Here is a 15,522-nt window from a genome sequence, read left to right on the forward strand (position 1 = left end):
GTCACCAACCCACCGTGTCAGTCCTGGAATCGTCAATAAAGGAGACACGCCCTAGACTTCTTTGGGCTCAGCAGACTACGTATCGCGGGATGCCAATTGATCGCCGGCGTTCTGAAAGTGGGGAGGAAGGCCGCAGACAATTCATCGGCGATACTGTATCGAGCGCCAGCCTGCGAAACCGCTGTCGGAGCCGTGCCATACAGGTGAATTGGCGCTCAGAGCCGTCAGTACGAAAATCCATCTGCGAAGACCGTTGAGCGCAAGTACCGTTCTCAGTGGCAAAGGACCGTGAGGTGTGCTCAACGCCACGTCGACTGGACCCGCATTTAGTCATCGCCCTGCAACCGTAGATCGACACTATAAAGTATGCATTTGAAATCTATGTCTACCATTGCAGTCATCGGCCTCCTCGCCCTGAGCGGATGCGCCGGCTCCTCGAACGACGACACCGATCAGTCCACCTCCGAAGCCGAGGCCTCACAGACTCAGAGTCCGGTCCCGACAGAGGAGTCCGCGACTTCGGAGACAGAACAGACAGAGAGCCCGGCCGAGTCATCGTCGGACTCCGAGACCTCAAAAGATCCAAAAAAGTCGAAACTGACGCTGAGCACCGATTCTGACGAAGTCACTATTGAACCGACAGATGTGTACTGCTCCGGGAGTCCGGGCAATATCGACCACATAATCGGCAAGACGAACGATGAGCTCCCACTGGTCAAAGCCGAAAAGACGAAGTTCGTGATGGTCAAGACCGGGCACGGTCGGCCGTACAAGACGAACGGACCGAATGGCATCGACTATGGAGACAAAAGCGTGTCATTCGACGAGACCAAGGTGGGAACCGCGGTGTTGAACGGAACGATGGCCTGCACAGAGTGGGAAGACTGAAGAAGACCCGAATGCCGCAGCGAGATTATTGACTCGCACCCGAGCTCGGTCACCAACCCGCGTGTAACTTGAGGGGCATGGCGCAAGGGTTGGATTCTCGCTGCGACCTGGAACGGGGTATTGAATGGTCGGATCAAGTCATTGAATACGAAGGTCCGATTGCTGACTCGGGTGGCGTCTCGGGTTCCCGGCGCCGGAGGCATTGATCCCGTTGGCGCTGACTCAACCTCGGAGGTCACAACCCCGCCCGCCTGGGCGGTGGTTGACCCACGGATATGTTGGGAAAGCCACATTCTCTGACACAGTATGGGCCAGGCGCAGCCTGGCCCATACTCAGCGGACATACCCGGGAATTCCTCCGTGCTTCAGAGAACTGCCGGGCCAGCGCGAATGACAACGAAGCGTCTGTCAGAGCTGAGAGCTGCCGGTGAAGCGGGAGTATGTACCCTCTGCCAGCGGCTCAATCCATGTGTTTCCGGGTCAGCGATCCGGTGTCAGCCTCAGCCCCGGCCTTAGCCTCGGTCTCGACCTCGGTCTCGCGGATCACACGTTGGACGTCTTCATGGGTTTGCGCGTCTCCGTTGCTGATCGCCTCCACGACCTTCTCGTGCTGATGCTCTGTGACGACGGGGACCTCCTCACCGTTGCAGTCGACGATCTTCCCGTCCTTAACGGTGTCGCCCTCGGCAAGAAGCGCTTCATGGTTGATAAGGCGCTCAAGCTCGTCCTTGCGGATGACTCGACCGGTGCCCGCGACGAACACCGAGCGATCGGTGCGGTCCTTGCCCTTGACACCGATGTGATTGAAGACCAGGTTGAGCAGCACAGCCATGAGTGTGGCCGAGGAGATTCCCGAGTGGAGGATAATGCCGACCCATGATGGGAAGTCATTGTAGAAGTCTGGTTCGACGATCGGGATGATGCCGAATGCCAGGGCCACTGCGACGAGGATCATGTTGAGGTTGCCCTCATATTCGACCTTGGACAGGGTGCGGATGCCCGAGGCTGCGACGGTGCCGAAGAGGACGATGCCCGCACCGCCGAGAACAGGGGAGGGAATCGCGGCGACGACTCCACCCATGACGGGCAGCAGCCCAAGTGCGACGAGGATGGCGCCACCGGCGGTGACGACGTACCGGGATTTGACTCCGGTGATCGCTACGAGCCCGACGTTCTGGGCGAAGGCTGACTGGGTGAAGGAGTTGAAGATCGGTGACACTGCCGATGAGAGCATGTCCGCGCGCAGGCCGGAGGCGATCCGCTTGGAATCGACCTTGGAGTCGACGATCTCGCCTACGGCAATGATGTCTGCGGTGGTCTCTGCGAAGATGACGATGGTGACGATGAACATCGAGACGATCGCTGGCACAGAGAAGGTGGGCAGACCGAAGGCGAAGGGCTGTGGGAACGCGAAGAAGCCGTTGTCGAGGACGTTCGAGAAGTCCACCCAGCCGAAGATGGCACAGATGATTGTTCCCAGGACGATCGCCAAGAGGATCGAAAGACGGGAGATCGCTGCCACTGGGATTCGGCTGAGGACGAGGACGATGGCGAGGGTGCCGACGGCAATAAGGATATTGCGGACACTGCCATAGTCGGCTGCATCGGCGTTTCCGCCCATCGCCCATCCGGCGGCGACCGGCATGAGGGACAGTCCGATCGTCGTGATGACCGTACCCGTGACGACTGGTGGGAAGAATTTCACGATGAGGGCGAAGGCTGGTGCGACGAGGAGGCCGATGACCGAGGAGACGAGGACGGCACCGAAGACTTCCGGGAGTCCATCACCTCCGGCGAGGATCGACGTCATGGTGGCGACGCCGGCGAAGGACACGCCTTGGACCAGCGGCAGCTTCGAGCCGAAGAAGGGGACGCCCAATGACTGCAGGATGGTGGCCAGTCCGCCCATAAAGAGACATGATGCGATGAGCACGCTGATTCCGCTGCCGTCGAGGCCGGCGGCCCTGCCGATGATGAGGGGGACGGCGATGATGCCGCCGTACATGGTCAAAATGTGCTGAAGGCCGTATGCGAACGAGGTGCCGACTGGGAGTTTCTCGTCCTCTGGGCGGGTCGTGTCCGGCTGGCGCTCCTGTGCGCCTCGATTCTGGGGTGATTGCTGTGATACCGACATTTATCTCTCCGTTGAGTATTTTCCTGAGGTAGAACCTCGAGCCTCGTGCCCGGATGGTCGCCTGCAGGCGTTGGATCGGTTTCAATACTTCCACAATGTGGAAGTATATTTCCTTATAGTAAAATGCTAGGTGAAACTGGTAAGAGCAGCAACTCCGCTTCGTGATCTTGCGCACATCTTGAATTCGCTTTTCCCGGTGTCTATTTCGGGGCAGCAGGATGCGCACGTGAGGTGCGTCACCCACATAACATCGGTACAAGCATGCATCGGCGCTTTCCCCCGTCGGCCTCCTCGGGTTCTTCCGAACCGGGATCCAAGTCTTCTGCCGCGTCGTCGAGGGTCGACTTCATCTTGTCAGTGTGACCCTGGAGCTTGCTGCTCAACTGGTCAACAACTTCAGCCGCCATCGCTTTGGCTATATTTCTGCCGGAGTCAGGCGGCCAGTGATCTTCTCTTGGAGGCTGTTGAGTTCAGGAGACGAATCCGCAGGCCCTCTGAGACCGCCAGCCAGCTTGTCACGGTTGCTCACCGCCGTTGACCCAGCTACGGGAGAAGCAATTGTCAGCGCTAACCCCAACTTCTTTGTTCTGTCCAGCATGCAGCCGCCGAGTATCAGGCTTGTGAGTCTCATCTTGTCCTTCACTGGGTACCTCCCATTATGTGCGCATACGCACAACTGTGAACGGCCCCCTGAACACGGTGAGTCGACGTCGAAACGCCGCTTCGTTCGGAAAACGAGCACACCGTACCGCGGCAATGTTCGTGCAGAAAGTCTTTATCCGATGTGACGAAGGGGTTTCGAAAATGTCTCTGCCCGTCGCCCGCGGTGGTCCCAGATTCCTGACTGCATCTGCCGCCTCCTGACATGTCGCGGAAAGCGAGAGCAACCTGCCCTCCTACTTAATGGTCGCTCCTTTCACCCCTGATCCGTCCAGGGGGTTCAGGGGTGGTCTAGGAGGGCTTACGGATGTCCACTTAGAGCGTTATGGTGGTCATCTACTCCGGGATCCGGAGAGATTGGAGCAAGTTCATGGCAAAAACAGTCAATGTTCCCGAACCCCACGGATCAGAGAAGACGCAGAGAGAAAACGCTGAACAGGGTTTCGTCGCTCCCGCTGATCTGACAAAGAATCTGCAGAGTGTGCTGGTCGATTTCATCGCCCTGAGCCTTACCGCCAAACAAGCGCACTGGAATATCGTCGGCCCGAACTTCCGCGATCTCCATCTCAATCTCGACGAGGTGGTGAGCATCGCCCGTGCCGGGAGCGACACCATGGCCGAGAGAATGCGTGCTCTCCACGCTTCGCCTGACGGTCGGCCGGCTGTCGTAGCCGAGCAGACGCGTCTGCCCCAATTCCCCGAGGGTGAGATCACCACTCATGACGCCATCGACCACATGGTTAAGACCGTTGAGACGACGGTCGCAACGATGAGAAATTGTCACGATGAGGTCGACTCGACCGACCCGACGACAGCGGACCTCTTCCACGAGTACATGGCGCAACTCGAGCAGCAAGCATGGTTCATCAGTGCAGAGACTCGTACACCACAATAGGCCGGTAGTTTGAACTGGCTAGGCTCTCAGCCCCATCTGCTCACCCAGCAGGTGGGGCGTCTCAATGTTCGGGCACCACTCTCTCCCGACAACCGCGTCAGGAAAGAGCAGCAGTGTCGATGAGATGTTCGGCAATCGCCAGCGCCGTGGTGGCCCCGGGCGAGGGTGCATTCCGGACGAACATGGTGGCTCCCGCACGATCAATGACGAAGTCATCGACCAGGGTTCCGTCCCGGTTCATCGCCTGAGCTCGAATTCCACGGGTGGCTCGGTGACCGTCGGCTCCGTCGAGTGCTGGAACGTAGCGGGCCGCCTCGGCGACGAACTTCTCAATCGAAAGCACACCTGCGATCTCGCGGGCGGCCGTGGCCATGTTGCCGGCAGCGAATCTCCAGAAACCCGGATCCGTCGCTACTGCGAGGGAGTCGGGCACATTGAGGCCGAGTCCCTTGTAGCCTTCTCTGGAAAATGAGAGAAAAGCGTTGGGCCCGATCATCAGACCGCCGTCGATGCGGCGGGTCACGTGAACGCCGAGGAATGGGTACTTCGGGTCGGGGACCGGGTAGATGAGGCCGTTGACGACATCATTGAAACGCGGCTCGAGGATGAAGTACTGGCCGAAGAATGGCACCACGGACGGATTCCTGTCCTCGCCCGAACGTGCGGCCAGTCGGTCCGCTTGCAGTCCAGCACAAGCGATGACCTGGTCATACTCCTGTGAGTCGACGTTCGCATGGACGATCGCGGTATTGTCCGCGACACCATTTCGCTGCTCGACTTTCTTCACTGCCGTGGAGAACCGAACTCGGCCACCGCTTTTACGGAAGTCGGCGACGAGAGCCTCGGTCAAACCTCGGTAGTCGATGATGCCCGTGTGAGGTGAGTGCAGCGCTGCCACACCTTGAGCGTTCGGTTCTACCTGGGCCAGACCGTATCGATTGAGCAGTTCAACGTCAGGGACTCCGTTCGCCCGCGCCCGATCGTGGATTCCGCCCAGGCGCTTTACTTCGACGTCATTGGTCGCGACGACGACCTTTCCGCATTCTTCGAAGGCGACGTTGTGTTCATGGGCGAAGTCGCGCAGCAGAGAGACACCTCGCCGGCAGAGCCGAGCCTTGAGACTTCCGGGCTCGTAATAAAGACCGGCATGAACGACTCCAGAATTGTGGCCAGTCTGGTGCGCAGCGGGATGGTTCTCCTTCTCATACAGAGTGACGTCGGCACGCTGTAGGGGCGCAAAAGTAGTTGCATCCTGATCTGCGGTTTTGTGCGTTTCCTAGTCTATCGTGTCGGTCGTGCTCGCGAAACGGTGATCGTGCGGGTCGTGCGGGGTGGCTGTCAGCCGGACATCGTAGCGTGGAGGGATGGAGAGTTCAGCGAGGCGGTGGAACCACAACATCCACTATCACTGGCTGATTCTCGACGCTGTGCCCGCCGGTGCCCGGTCTGCGCTGGATGTGGGGTGCGGCAACGGGCTGCTCTCGGTAGAACTGCGAGGGGCAGTGCCAGAGGTGACGGGCATCGACCTCGATTCGGCGGGGCTGGAAGAGGCACGACAGCATAGTGACGAGGTCACCTGGGTGCGTGGCGACGCGATGACATACGAGTTCGACCGGACATTCGATGTCGTTGCTTCTGTCGCGACGCTGCATCACCTGCCTGACTTGGATGCGGCGCTATCGCGGCTGGCTGACCTGACCTCGCCTGGTGGTGTGCTCGCAGTGGTTGGAGTGGCACGGACGAGCCGCCCCAAGGACATGCTGCTGCACCTGGCCGGGGCGGTGCAGCATCGGTGGATGGCGCGGAAGTACGAGTTCTGGGAGCACACGGCACCGACGGTCTGGCCGCCACCGCATGATTACGTGACCGTCCGGCGAACGGCTGAGCGAGTGCTGCCGGGGGTGCAGTGGAAGCAACTGCTGCTGTGGCGGTACGCGCTGATCTGGCGCAAGCCGCTCTGACCTCTGTTCAGAGGCCGCGTGCTGGCCCGGGTCGGGTCGGGTCGGTGCGGCGGGGGGCGCGCTGGAACGGGTCGTGGAGTTGCGGTTCGCGCTGTGCCGTACGTTCCCGCGCTTGCTCTTGTTCGGCGTGCTTAGCCTCGATCAGACGAGCGGCGTCGTTGATGGGGAGGGCGCGGAGTTCATCGGCCTCTGAGCGCAGCAGCGCGGCCCGGTTCTTGGCGTCGTGCGCTTGACGCTCGGGGTTGGTGGTGCGGCGCATCCCGTACCGCGCGGCCTGGGCGTGCTCGGCCCCGTACTCGCTGACGAGCAACGCCGTGCGCTCCTGCCGGTGCCGCTTCCGCATCGCATCCCGGTCAGCGGTGACGGCTTCGACAGTCTCCACGGCGTCGGTCACGCGGGGGTCACTCTCGGCGCGGTTCGCAGCGACCTTGCCCGCCCACTCGGGGAGACGATCAGGGTTCGCCGGTGTGGTGCCCCACTCGCCGCTGACGTGGCCGCGCAGCGTCTGGGTGCGTTCGGTCGCGGCCTGGTGCTCGGTGCGGGCCTTGCGCTTGCCGAACCTGCCCACCGTGGCGAGGCGACCACTGGCGGTGGCCTCGTCTGCGACGGCATCGAGGTAGTTGGCACCATCAGTCTTCGCCTGCACGGTTAGCGGCCCGGTGACCTCGGCACGCACCTGCTCGGCGGCGTCCTCGGCCTTGCAGAGCACAGCGGCGCTCTCGTCGTCCTCGGCCTGGTGGGTAGCGCGTTGGGCGTCGAACCTCGCGGCGATCTGCTCCCACCGTTCCGCCGCCCGTTCTGCACGCTCGGTCTCGTGGTCGAGGCGGGCGAGTTCTTCGGTGACCAGTTGCACGGGGCCGTCTGCGATGAGGCCGCGCACGGCTTCGGCGGCTTGGGCGGTGGCGTGGTCGAGGCCCCGGTCTGCCGGGTCGCGTTCCATCGCTTCGATGAACTGCGCCCGCGCATCCGCGATGTCCTCGGCCACAACGTGGAGCCGGTTCGTCTCGCGGCCTCGGGTCATGCCGACGTAGACGCCTGCCGCGCTCGTCGCCTCGCTGAGCGTCGTGTGAGAGCCGCCCACGGTTGCGCCTTGGACGCCGTAGGCAGTCGCGGCGTAGGACAGGTGCGCGTGCTCTCCCACATACTCCGCCGGGAGTTCGACGGTGCGGGGGTTCTTGCGCCCGCTGCCGACCTCACGGGCATAGACGGTGCCGTCGTTCTCGACGTGCTGGACGATCCACTGCTGCCGGTTCGCCACCCCCACCTCGCTGTCGTTCTTGCGCGTCTGGATGAGGTCACCGGCTCCGATGCTCAGCCCGTCGCTGCCGGTAGCCGTCACGGTGTCGTTGACCTCGCCCGCCTCGACCCTCCCGGCGCGGATGCGCTCGTTCAGGGCGGCGGCCTCGTCGTTGGTCGCCACCGTGATCGCCTCACCCTGGCGGGCGGTCTCGGTGATGTGCTCGTGAGCCTGCTCATTGTCGGCATGCAGGGTCACGAGGTTCATGGCGGCGAGCCGGTCGAACACCTCGCCAGGGTTCGCCCGGTCGCGCATCGCCAAGGTGAGGGCCGCGTACTCGGGATCGGTGAACCTGTGGAGTTCGCTCATGTCGTAGGTGCGGCCCCTGATCTGCGCGGCCATGTCGAGCACGCCGCCCCTGCCGACTGCGGGCAACTGCGCCCGGTCGCCGACCAGCGCGACCGTCGCACCGGCCTCGGCAGTGACGGTCAGCAGCGCATGGGCGGTGTCTTGGTCGAGCATCCCAGCCTCGTCCACAACCACCCGCTCACCCCGCGACAGGCGGGCCTCTCGCGGCGGGCCGGTGTAGACGCCGCCGGTCATCGGGTCAGTGTCGCCGGGGTTCAGGCGAGTCCAAACGCCATCGTCGTTCCATCGCCACCCGTGCGCGTACACCAGCGCCGCAACCGAGGTCGCGGGCACTTCGAGTTCGTCGTGGGCGATCTGTGCCGCCCGTTTCGTCGGCGCAACCACCCACGAGGCCCTGCCCTGTTCGGCGGCGACCTCAATGGCGGTGCGGAGCATGGTGGTCTTCCCGCTGCCTGCTGCTCCCTCGACGATCACGAGCGGATCGGTCGAGGCGACGGCAGCCGCCGCTGCCGTCTGCCCGGCATCCAACCCCGCCGCGTGCGCGGCTTCGGTCACGTCAGCGGGTTGCGGCTCTTGCTCTGGGGTGCTGGCGGTGAGTTGGTCGCGTAGCGCGGTCTCGGCGGCGACCACGCCCACGCTCGTCAGGTGAGCGACATGCTCCGGCATCGCCGAGCCTGGTGGCAGGATCGAGAAGCAATCGTCGGTCGCAAGATCGGTCGCAACCGCGATGAACTCTCGCAACTGTGCCGGTGCCGCCTGCACGCCCGCCTCGGTGGTGATGCGGGTGACGTGCTCCTGCACGGTGTGTCGCGTCCACGCCGATGCACTGGCGGCGCAACGGTCAAGCGCACGACTGGCGACCTCCTGCACGGCGAGGTCATCCAGCGATGCCGAGGGTTGCACGGCCCTGCGTTCAAGGTGCTCGGGGTCGTAGCCGGCATCGGTGAGTTCCTGCCGCCACCACTGCTCGTTCTTCAGGTCGGCGGGCTTCTTGCCGGGCCTCTGGTGCGCCCACGCGATGCCCTGCAACCTGGCCGTCATCACCGGGCCGAGTTCTTCGCCGGGATGCGCGGCTTCCCATTCGGCTTCGAGTCGGTCAAGGTTCTTCTTGATCTGTGCTGACCGCTTCGACATGACGCCGTTGAACGGCTGCAACTCCGTCACCTCACCCGATACGGGGTCGAGGGTCAGGCCGTGCTCCGCGAGCGTCTGGGCGAGCTGCGGGTGTGCGGCGATCACCGCCGTGCCGAGGGCTCGTATCGCGCCTTGCTGCTTGAACAGTGCAGCGGTGTCCAAGGCTCGCCACTTCCCGGCCGCCCAGATGCGCGTGCCGATCTGCATATGGATATGCCGGTGCGGATCACCCGCACGCGAGGTCTTATGCGAGATGCCGACCACCTGCATCTGCTCGATGGGCACGACCTCCCGCGCATCCCTCGGCCCCGCCCTCGTCACCGAGTGCTGACCCAACCAACGGCGAATCTCGGCCAGGGCGTCCTGCTGCGCGGCGTCCAGCGCCGCCGAGACTTCGGGGTAGAGGGCGGCGGCGACCGACAGCGACTTGGGGGCGTTGATCGTCATCTCCGCGAACAACGGCGACCCCTTGCTGCCCTCGCCCGGCTTGCGCGGGGTGCCCATCTGCTCGCCCGTGACCGGGTTGACCCAGTCCACCCATGCCTCGTACTCGTCCGCCGACAGCGACCGGGCGGCAGTGACCTCGCCCGCGCGGTCGAGCACGGCGTACTCGGCTACCGCGTTGTCTGCGCCGAGGTAGTACTCGTCAGCCCGCGAGCGGTCGGCCTCGACGTAGCGGCGGGCGGCGGCACCGTTGCCGCGGAACAGGAGCACGCCGCCTTTCATCTGGGCCTCCCTCATGAGTCGTCTCATGAGGGAGGTGCGCACGCCCCACCAACGGTGGCATCCGTGCATCAAGCAGTTGAAGAGGGGTGACGATTCTGACGTGATCGGTCGGCCGGATGGCTGTTGGCGGGGCGGCGGGGTGCGAGGCGCTGCGCAGCAGGGTGAGGTGACGCGCGAATATCAGCGTTTACGGTTGTAGGCAGCGATGGCCAAGGGGCAGAATACGATCAAGATTCCAGCCGACCAAATGATGGTCTGCATGATCGAGTTGCCTGTCGGTGCTCCGGCCAGTAGTGCTCGGGCGGCGTCCATTGCGTGGGTAACGGGGTTGACGTTCGCCCAGGCTTGGAGCCATTCGGGGAGCGTGTCGATGGGGGCCGCGAGACTGGAGCCGAGCATGAGCGGTATGAAGACGATGAACGCGAACGCCATGACTGCGCCCTCGTCTTTGACCAGCACGCCGAGGAACACGGTCACCCAGCTCAGGCAGAACCCGAACGCGAGCACGAGCGCGACTGCTGTCAGGGCTGAACCGGCGTCGGTCTGGACGCGGAAGCCCATGAGGTAGCCGATACCGAACAGCAACGCGATGACGATGACGTAGCGCACCATGTCGGCCATGATCGACCCGAGCAGTGGTGCTGATCGTCCGATGGGCAGGCTGCGGAATCGGTCGAAAACGCCTTTCTTCATGTCGATGTTGATGCTCAGCCCGCTGGAGAGCATCCCGGAGAGTCCTGCGCCCATGACCACGATTCCGGGGAACAGGTAGAGCAGATAGTCGTCGGTGGAGCCTGCGACCGAGCCGCCGAAAAGGTAGACGAACAGCAACAGGAAGATCGCCGGTGTGACGACTCCGTTGACGAGACCTCCGGGGTTCCTGGCAGACTTGGCCAGGCTGCGGCGGGCCAGGATCAGGCTGTGCCGAAGTAGCCCTGCGGGGCGTCGCTCGGCGCTGGTGTCGGTGATGGTGATGGTGCTCATGCGTGGCTCCTTTCGGCCTCGTCGGTCTTGCCGCTGGCGGCGGGTGCGCCGGTCAGGGTGAAGAACACTTCGTCGAGGCTGGGGAGTCGTAACGCGAACTCGGCAACCTCGATGCTCTCCTCTTCGAAGCGGCGGGCGATGTCGAACATCGCCCGGTCACTGTCCACTGGCGCGATTAGCTCGTGTTGGGCGGCGTGCTCGACCGGGTGGCCGGAGACGGCGGCGAGGATGGCAGCGGCTTTCTCCGCGTCGGCGGGATTCTTAGGGCGGGTGGCGATGGCCTGCCCGCCGACGATCTGCTTGAGTTCGGGTGGGGTGCCATGAGCGATCACGCGCCCGTGGTCGATCACGCTGATCTCGTCGGCCAGCGCGTCGGCTTCTTCGAGGTACTGCGTCGTCAGGAGAACGCTGACGCCATCTGTGGTGAGTTCGCGGATGATCCGCCACAGTTCTTCGCGTTTGCCAGGATCGAGCCCGACCGAGGGTTCATCGAGGAACACGATGCGAGGATTACCGACCAGGCTTGCCGCCAGATCGAGCCGTCGGCGCATTCCGCCGGAGTAGGTGGCTACGGGCTTCTTCGCGGCTTCGGTCAGGCCGAAACGCTCCAATAGCGCGTCTGCTCGGCGGGCGGCCTCGGGTTTGCGCAGATCGAGCAGGCGTCCGATCAGGATTAGGTTGCCTACACCGGTGAGTTCTTCGTCCAGCGTCGCGTACTGGCCGGTCAAGCCGATGATCCGTCGCACCTTGGCCGCGTCGCGGGTTACGTCCATGCCGCCGACTCTTGCGGTTCCGGCATCGAGGCCGGTCAGGGTCGCCAGGATGCGGATCGCGGTTGTTTTCCCGGCCCCGTTCGGGCCGAGGACGCCGAGCACGGTTCCAGGGCGGGCACGCAGATCTACGCCGTCCAGCGCAGTGTGCTTGCCGTACCGTTTCACCAGTCCCTCGGCCTCGATCACGTAGTCACTCACTCGAATCTCCTTTGTCTTTCTCGCCGCGTTCAGGGGCGCAATGCTGTGGGGAAACCCGTCCATTGCAGTTCGGGGCGAAGGTGGCTCATGTCGTTGAACATGGTGATGCTCGGCGGCAGTGCGGGCCGGTTCTCGATCACGGTCAGGGCGGCGTTGGCGCTGCTGAGGCCGAGCCATCGCACCGCGGGTGCGTCCAGGGCATGACGGATGAGCCACGCGATTGGGTAGGCATGGGTGATGAGCACTTCATGCGTATCGTCGTCGCCCTCGGGAGGGGTGGCGAACCTCGCGGTGAGGCTCTGCGCGATCTTGTGCCCGGCCTCGGCCTCGTCGGTGTCGTAGCCGTCGAAGAACGGCACCCATGACGGTGGAGTCTCCTCTGGCGTGGGCACGTAAGGCACGTGGTCGATCAACTCGGGTGCTTCGCTGACGGGCGCAGTACCGGTGAGGAAGATGTTGAGTTGCTGGGCGCTATCGGCAGCTCGCGGCAAAGGCGAGTGGTACACGGCGTCGATAGGAAGATGCGCCAATCGCTGACCGAGCAGGCGGGCTTGTTCGCGCCCGGTGTCGGTGAGGTTGCCGAACGCGTCGGCGTCACCGTGCCGGGCAATGTAGAGATACCTGGTTGCCATGAGCGGGTCGGGAGGATCATGACGATGCTCCCGCTCTCCTTTCAGTCGGGGGTAGGGGTTGGGGTCAAAGAACGGTCACAGTTCCGGCTGCTCCGTCGAGTGTGATTCGGTCACCGTTCTCGATATGGGTAGTGGCGCCGTCGATGCCGAGTACGGCAGGGATGCCGTACTCGCGGGCGATGATCGCGGCGTGCGAGAGCGCGCCGCCGGTCTCGGTGACGACCCCGGCAGCGACGGTGAACAGCGGCGTCCAGGCGGGATCGGTGTACGGGCAGACCACGATGTCACCGGCACGGACAGTCGAGAAATCCGATGGGCCGAGCACCACCCGAGCCGCCGCGGTGACGGTTCCGTGAGAACCGGGAGTACCGCTCAGCACCCCGGCCTGATCGGACAAATCACGAACATTGCGGGCCGGAAGCGCAGCGGTGATCGGACGTGCTTGAAGAATCCAGACAGTGCCGTCAGCAACCGCCCATTCGACGTCTTGTGGCCCGCCAAGCGCAGCCGCGATCCGACCTCCCAGGTCGGCCAGCGCCGTGACCGCGGTATCGTCGAGCGTGCGTGCAGATTGCTTGCCCGGAGTGACGGCACTGGTCACGACACCGCCGCGCTCGTGATCCAGGTCGACGCGGGTCTGCTTGCTTCCCGCCGAGAAGCCGACGATCCCGTCCGGGGCGACCTCGTAGGCGTCGGGGCCGACCGTACCGCCCACGACTGGCAGACCCAGTCCCCAGCACGCTTCGATCCGCGTCGGCCCACCGGCGCGCTGAGGGGTGAACATAACCCCCGAGACATCGGCCTCGATGACCGGCTGCACGAGCACTGACATGCCCGAAGCCTGCGGCGACCCGTCACCCGAGCGAGCCCAGTAGTCGCCCACTCGCGTGGCGCGGGCCGAAGCCCAGCAGGTCGCGATCGCCTGACACACATCCTCTGCGCCGCGCACACCGATGACGCTCTCGTACTGGCCCGCGGCCGACGCCTCTGCACTGTCCTCGTTCGTCGCCGACGACCTCACGGCCACCACCGGGTCGCCCATCCGCTCCAGTCCACGAGCAACCGCATCGCGCAACGCGCACTCGACCTCGGTGCCTGTCTGCTGGATGCCGCTCGGCAGGACGAACCCATCGGGTACCGGCAGCCCCGCGCGCAGCAGCGCACCGAGCGTCGCCGCTTTCCCGCCAGCGTCCGTCCGGGTCGCCTCAGAGAGCGTCGTCAGCATCACACCACCAATCAACGAAACATTGACAACATTATGTTGATCGTAGCAGGATGGGTGGTATGGAACGCAAGCACGACCTCGAAGGCCCCGGTACTTCCGACCATGCGCAGGCCGAGCGTGAGCGCAACGCCCAAGGCATGCTTCTCGACAAAGGTGCAGACCAGTTGGAGCCGCGGCCGTGGCGACCTGAACCGACGCCGCCCTCAGCAGTCGAACTGACGCAGTACGCACTGTGGCGCTCATCCGAGCTGACTCCGGATGAACTCCTGGGAGTGCTCTCGTTGCTCCCGGCCGCTCGCGCAGAGGTCGAGGGCGTGGAGGTCGGTCTGCTCTTCGCAGCTCGCAACGAGGGGCTGACGTGGGCGCAGATCGCCGAGGCGATGGGGTTCCGCTCCCCACAGGCCTGCCAGCAGTACGTCAACCGTCTCAGTGCCAGGCAGGACAAGCGAGTATGACCCATCAGTCCGCAGCGGAACTCCTCGTGCTGCACGCCGTGCGCCTCGTGGGGTTCGCCGACAGCGAGACGGTCGCCGAGCGTGCAGGAACGAGTCACGCCGACGCGCTGCGCCTGTTGAGCGTCGCGGAACATGCTGGATGGGTGCAGCACGTCGCGTTCGCCGATCTCGACGGCTGGTCGCTCACAGACTCAGGCAAAGCGGAGAACGAGCGCCAACTCATGGCAGAGCGCGTGAGTGCCGACCCCGACGACGTAGTGGCAGCCGTTTATCGCGTCTTCCTCCCACTCAACGCTCGTTTGTTGCGAGCCGTCACTGACTGGCAGATCAAGCCGACCGAAGCGGATCGGTTCGCTCCCAATGATCATTTCGATCGCGCATGGGATGGGCGGGTTCTCGAAGAACTCACGTCCCTCGGCAGAGAACTTGCTCCTTTGATCGAGAATCTATCTGCCGTTCTCGCAAGGTTCGACGGCTACGTCGCGCGGTACGAGTCGGCGTTACGCAGGGCCAAGAGCGGGGAACTTGACTGGATCGACAAGACCGACGTGGACTCCTGCCACCGGGTCTGGTTCCAACTCCACGAAGACCTCATCGCAACCCTCGGCATCGACCGACGACATGAAGCATAGGCACCGCGACATGAACGCGATCGCGACATGGGAAACCGGTGACGGCGTAGTTGAGTTCCCCGATGGCCGCCGCGTGCGAGGGCGTGGCCTGCTCGCGTCGCTTCCCAACGGGCTCGATCCTCAGTTCGGTTTCTATCTCCTCGGACGCGCCCCGCGTATCGATCGCTGGCCACACCGCTGGGTTCTATGGCAGGATTTCTCCCTGCCAACCTCCACGGCTGACGCCGTCGCAGCAATTCATGAGGCGTACGAACGAGCCGCAATCGAACGGGTCGAGATCGCCTGCGACGGCGGCATGGGCCGAACGGGAACGGCCTTGGCCGTGCTCGCCACCATCAGTGGGATACCCGCCAATGACGCCGTGGACTGGGTCAGAAAGCACTACCATCCGCAAGCGGTGGAAACCCCGCACCAACGACGCTGGATCAGCAACGTCTCCTCGCAATTGAGAACATAATCACTACTCCTTTGCTTGCAAGCACTCACACCATGCGCAGCCTGAGAGAAGCGACTGTCTTCAGCTGTGTCAAACTCATCGTCGTTCGTGACGGCTCCGCGATCCTCAGCGGTGAGTTCGGGCAGTGGCTACGGGGGTCTCATCCGACACCGCTTGTCGCCC

General features: G+C 63.7%; 14 protein-coding genes. 6 read left to right on the forward strand and 8 right to left on the reverse strand.

Annotated features, from left to right (window positions below; translation table 11 throughout):
- Positions 1-141 precede the first annotated feature (141 nt).
- The gene (locus INT40_RS18340) at positions 142-309 is read right to left on the reverse strand and encodes a glutamate-cysteine ligase family protein (protein WP_101575019.1); all 168 of its coding nucleotides are present in this window, start codon (positions 307-309) and stop codon (positions 142-144) included.
- A gap of 72 nt (positions 310-381) precedes the next feature.
- Between INT40_RS18340 and INT40_RS18345 the strand changes: the two genes are divergently transcribed.
- Positions 382-888, forward strand: coding sequence for a hypothetical protein (locus INT40_RS18345; protein ID WP_193073063.1), 507 nt, complete (start codon positions 382-384; stop codon positions 886-888).
- Between the two features lie 460 nt (positions 889-1,348).
- Here INT40_RS18345 and INT40_RS18350 read toward each other — a convergent pair whose 3' ends face one another.
- Positions 1,349-3,022 (reverse strand): nucleobase:cation symporter-2 family protein, encoded by a 1,674-nt coding sequence (locus INT40_RS18350; RefSeq protein ID WP_193096682.1) that lies wholly within the window; start codon positions 3,020-3,022, stop codon positions 1,349-1,351.
- A 1,030-nt stretch (positions 3,023-4,052) separates the two neighbouring features.
- On the opposite strand from INT40_RS18350, the gene INT40_RS18355 reads away from it, so the two are divergent.
- A complete protein-coding gene (locus tag INT40_RS18355) occupies positions 4,053-4,577 on the forward strand; it encodes a Dps family protein (protein WP_101575021.1) in 525 nt (174 codons plus the stop codon).
- Between the two features lie 97 nt (positions 4,578-4,674).
- On the opposite strand, the gene lhgO is transcribed toward INT40_RS18355, so the two are convergent.
- Entirely contained in the window at positions 4,675-5,787 is a 1,113-nt protein-coding gene (gene lhgO, locus INT40_RS18360) for an L-2-hydroxyglutarate oxidase (RefSeq protein ID WP_193096699.1), read from the reverse strand.
- 154 nt (positions 5,788-5,941) lie between these two features.
- Between lhgO and INT40_RS18365 the strand changes: the two genes are divergently transcribed.
- Entirely contained in the window at positions 5,942-6,538 is a 597-nt protein-coding gene (locus INT40_RS18365; protein ID WP_193096683.1) for a class I SAM-dependent methyltransferase, read from the forward strand.
- Between the two features lie 7 nt (positions 6,539-6,545).
- On the opposite strand, the gene mobF is transcribed toward INT40_RS18365, so the two are convergent.
- The 5 genes from mobF to INT40_RS18390 all read right to left on the reverse strand — a co-directional run bounded on the left by mobF (position 6,546) and on the right by INT40_RS18390 (position 13,816).
- Entirely contained in the window at positions 6,546-10,019 is a 3,474-nt protein-coding gene (mobF, locus tag INT40_RS18370; protein ID WP_193096684.1) for a MobF family relaxase, read from the reverse strand.
- A gap of 165 nt (positions 10,020-10,184) precedes the next feature.
- Positions 10,185-10,988: an ABC transporter permease gene (locus INT40_RS18375; protein ID WP_193096685.1), complete on the reverse strand. Its 804-nt coding sequence runs from the start codon at positions 10,986-10,988 to the stop codon at positions 10,185-10,187.
- Positions 10,985-11,959: an ATP-binding cassette domain-containing protein gene (locus tag INT40_RS18380; protein ID WP_068426071.1), complete on the reverse strand. Its 975-nt coding sequence runs from the start codon at positions 11,957-11,959 to the stop codon at positions 10,985-10,987. Before INT40_RS18380 ends, INT40_RS18375 begins: the two co-directional genes overlap by 4 nt.
- 29 nt (positions 11,960-11,988) lie before the next feature.
- Complete coding sequence (locus INT40_RS18385; RefSeq protein ID WP_068426074.1) at positions 11,989-12,591, reverse strand: histidine phosphatase family protein; 603 nt, start codon at positions 12,589-12,591, stop codon at positions 11,989-11,991.
- Positions 12,592-12,655: 64 nt separating this feature from the next.
- Positions 12,656-13,816 carry a PEP/pyruvate-binding domain-containing protein gene (locus tag INT40_RS18390; protein WP_068426148.1) on the reverse strand — a complete coding sequence of 387 codons (1,161 nt, stop codon included), beginning with the start codon at positions 13,814-13,816 and terminating at the stop codon, positions 12,656-12,658.
- A gap of 59 nt (positions 13,817-13,875) precedes the next feature.
- Here INT40_RS18390 and INT40_RS18395 point away from each other — a divergent pair, with 59 nt between their 5' ends.
- From INT40_RS18395 to INT40_RS18405, 3 genes are read left to right on the forward strand one after another with little or no spacing between them, the layout of a single operon-like run.
- Complete coding sequence (locus INT40_RS18395) at positions 13,876-14,271, forward strand: DNA-binding protein (RefSeq protein ID WP_068426077.1); 396 nt, start codon at positions 13,876-13,878, stop codon at positions 14,269-14,271.
- Entirely contained in the window at positions 14,268-14,903 is a 636-nt protein-coding gene (locus INT40_RS18400; protein ID WP_068426080.1) for a transcriptional regulator, read from the forward strand. The genes INT40_RS18395 and INT40_RS18400 overlap by 4 nt, the downstream gene beginning before the upstream one ends.
- Positions 14,904-14,913: 10 nt before the next feature.
- Complete coding sequence (locus INT40_RS18405) at positions 14,914-15,360, forward strand: protein-tyrosine phosphatase family protein (RefSeq protein WP_193096686.1); 447 nt, start codon at positions 14,914-14,916, stop codon at positions 15,358-15,360.
- Positions 15,361-15,522: the final 162 nt, after the last annotated feature.

It is taken from the genome of Brevibacterium sp. FME17, from assembly GCF_014897515.1.
Classification (GTDB): domain Bacteria; phylum Actinomycetota; class Actinomycetes; order Actinomycetales; family Brevibacteriaceae; genus Brevibacterium.

Excerpts from the sequence above, each read along its gene's own strand:
- INT40_RS18400 (WP_068426080.1), top strand. The coding sequence starts at position 14,268 with ATGACCCATCAGTCCGCAGCGGAACTCCTCGTGCTGCACGCCGTGCGC.
- INT40_RS18365 (WP_193096683.1), top strand. The coding sequence starts at position 5,942 with ATGGAGAGTTCAGCGAGGCGGTGGAACCACAACATCCACTATCACTGG.
- mobF (WP_193096684.1), bottom strand. The coding sequence starts at position 10,019 with ATGAGGGAGGCCCAGATGAAAGGCGGCGTGCTCCTGTTCCGCGGCAAC.
- INT40_RS18390 (WP_068426148.1), bottom strand. The coding sequence starts at position 13,816 with ATGCTGACGACGCTCTCTGAGGCGACCCGGACGGACGCTGGCGGGAAA.
- INT40_RS18395 (WP_068426077.1), top strand. The coding sequence starts at position 13,876 with ATGGAACGCAAGCACGACCTCGAAGGCCCCGGTACTTCCGACCATGCG.
- INT40_RS18350 (WP_193096682.1), bottom strand. The coding sequence starts at position 3,022 with ATGTCGGTATCACAGCAATCACCCCAGAATCGAGGCGCACAGGAGCGC.
- INT40_RS18355 (WP_101575021.1), top strand. The coding sequence starts at position 4,053 with ATGGCAAAAACAGTCAATGTTCCCGAACCCCACGGATCAGAGAAGACG.
- INT40_RS18405 (WP_193096686.1), top strand. The coding sequence starts at position 14,914 with ATGAACGCGATCGCGACATGGGAAACCGGTGACGGCGTAGTTGAGTTC.
- INT40_RS18345 (WP_193073063.1), top strand. The coding sequence starts at position 382 with ATGTCTACCATTGCAGTCATCGGCCTCCTCGCCCTGAGCGGATGCGCC.
- INT40_RS18385 (WP_068426074.1), bottom strand. The coding sequence starts at position 12,591 with ATGGCAACCAGGTATCTCTACATTGCCCGGCACGGTGACGCCGACGCG.
- INT40_RS18375 (WP_193096685.1), bottom strand. The coding sequence starts at position 10,988 with ATGAGCACCATCACCATCACCGACACCAGCGCCGAGCGACGCCCCGCA.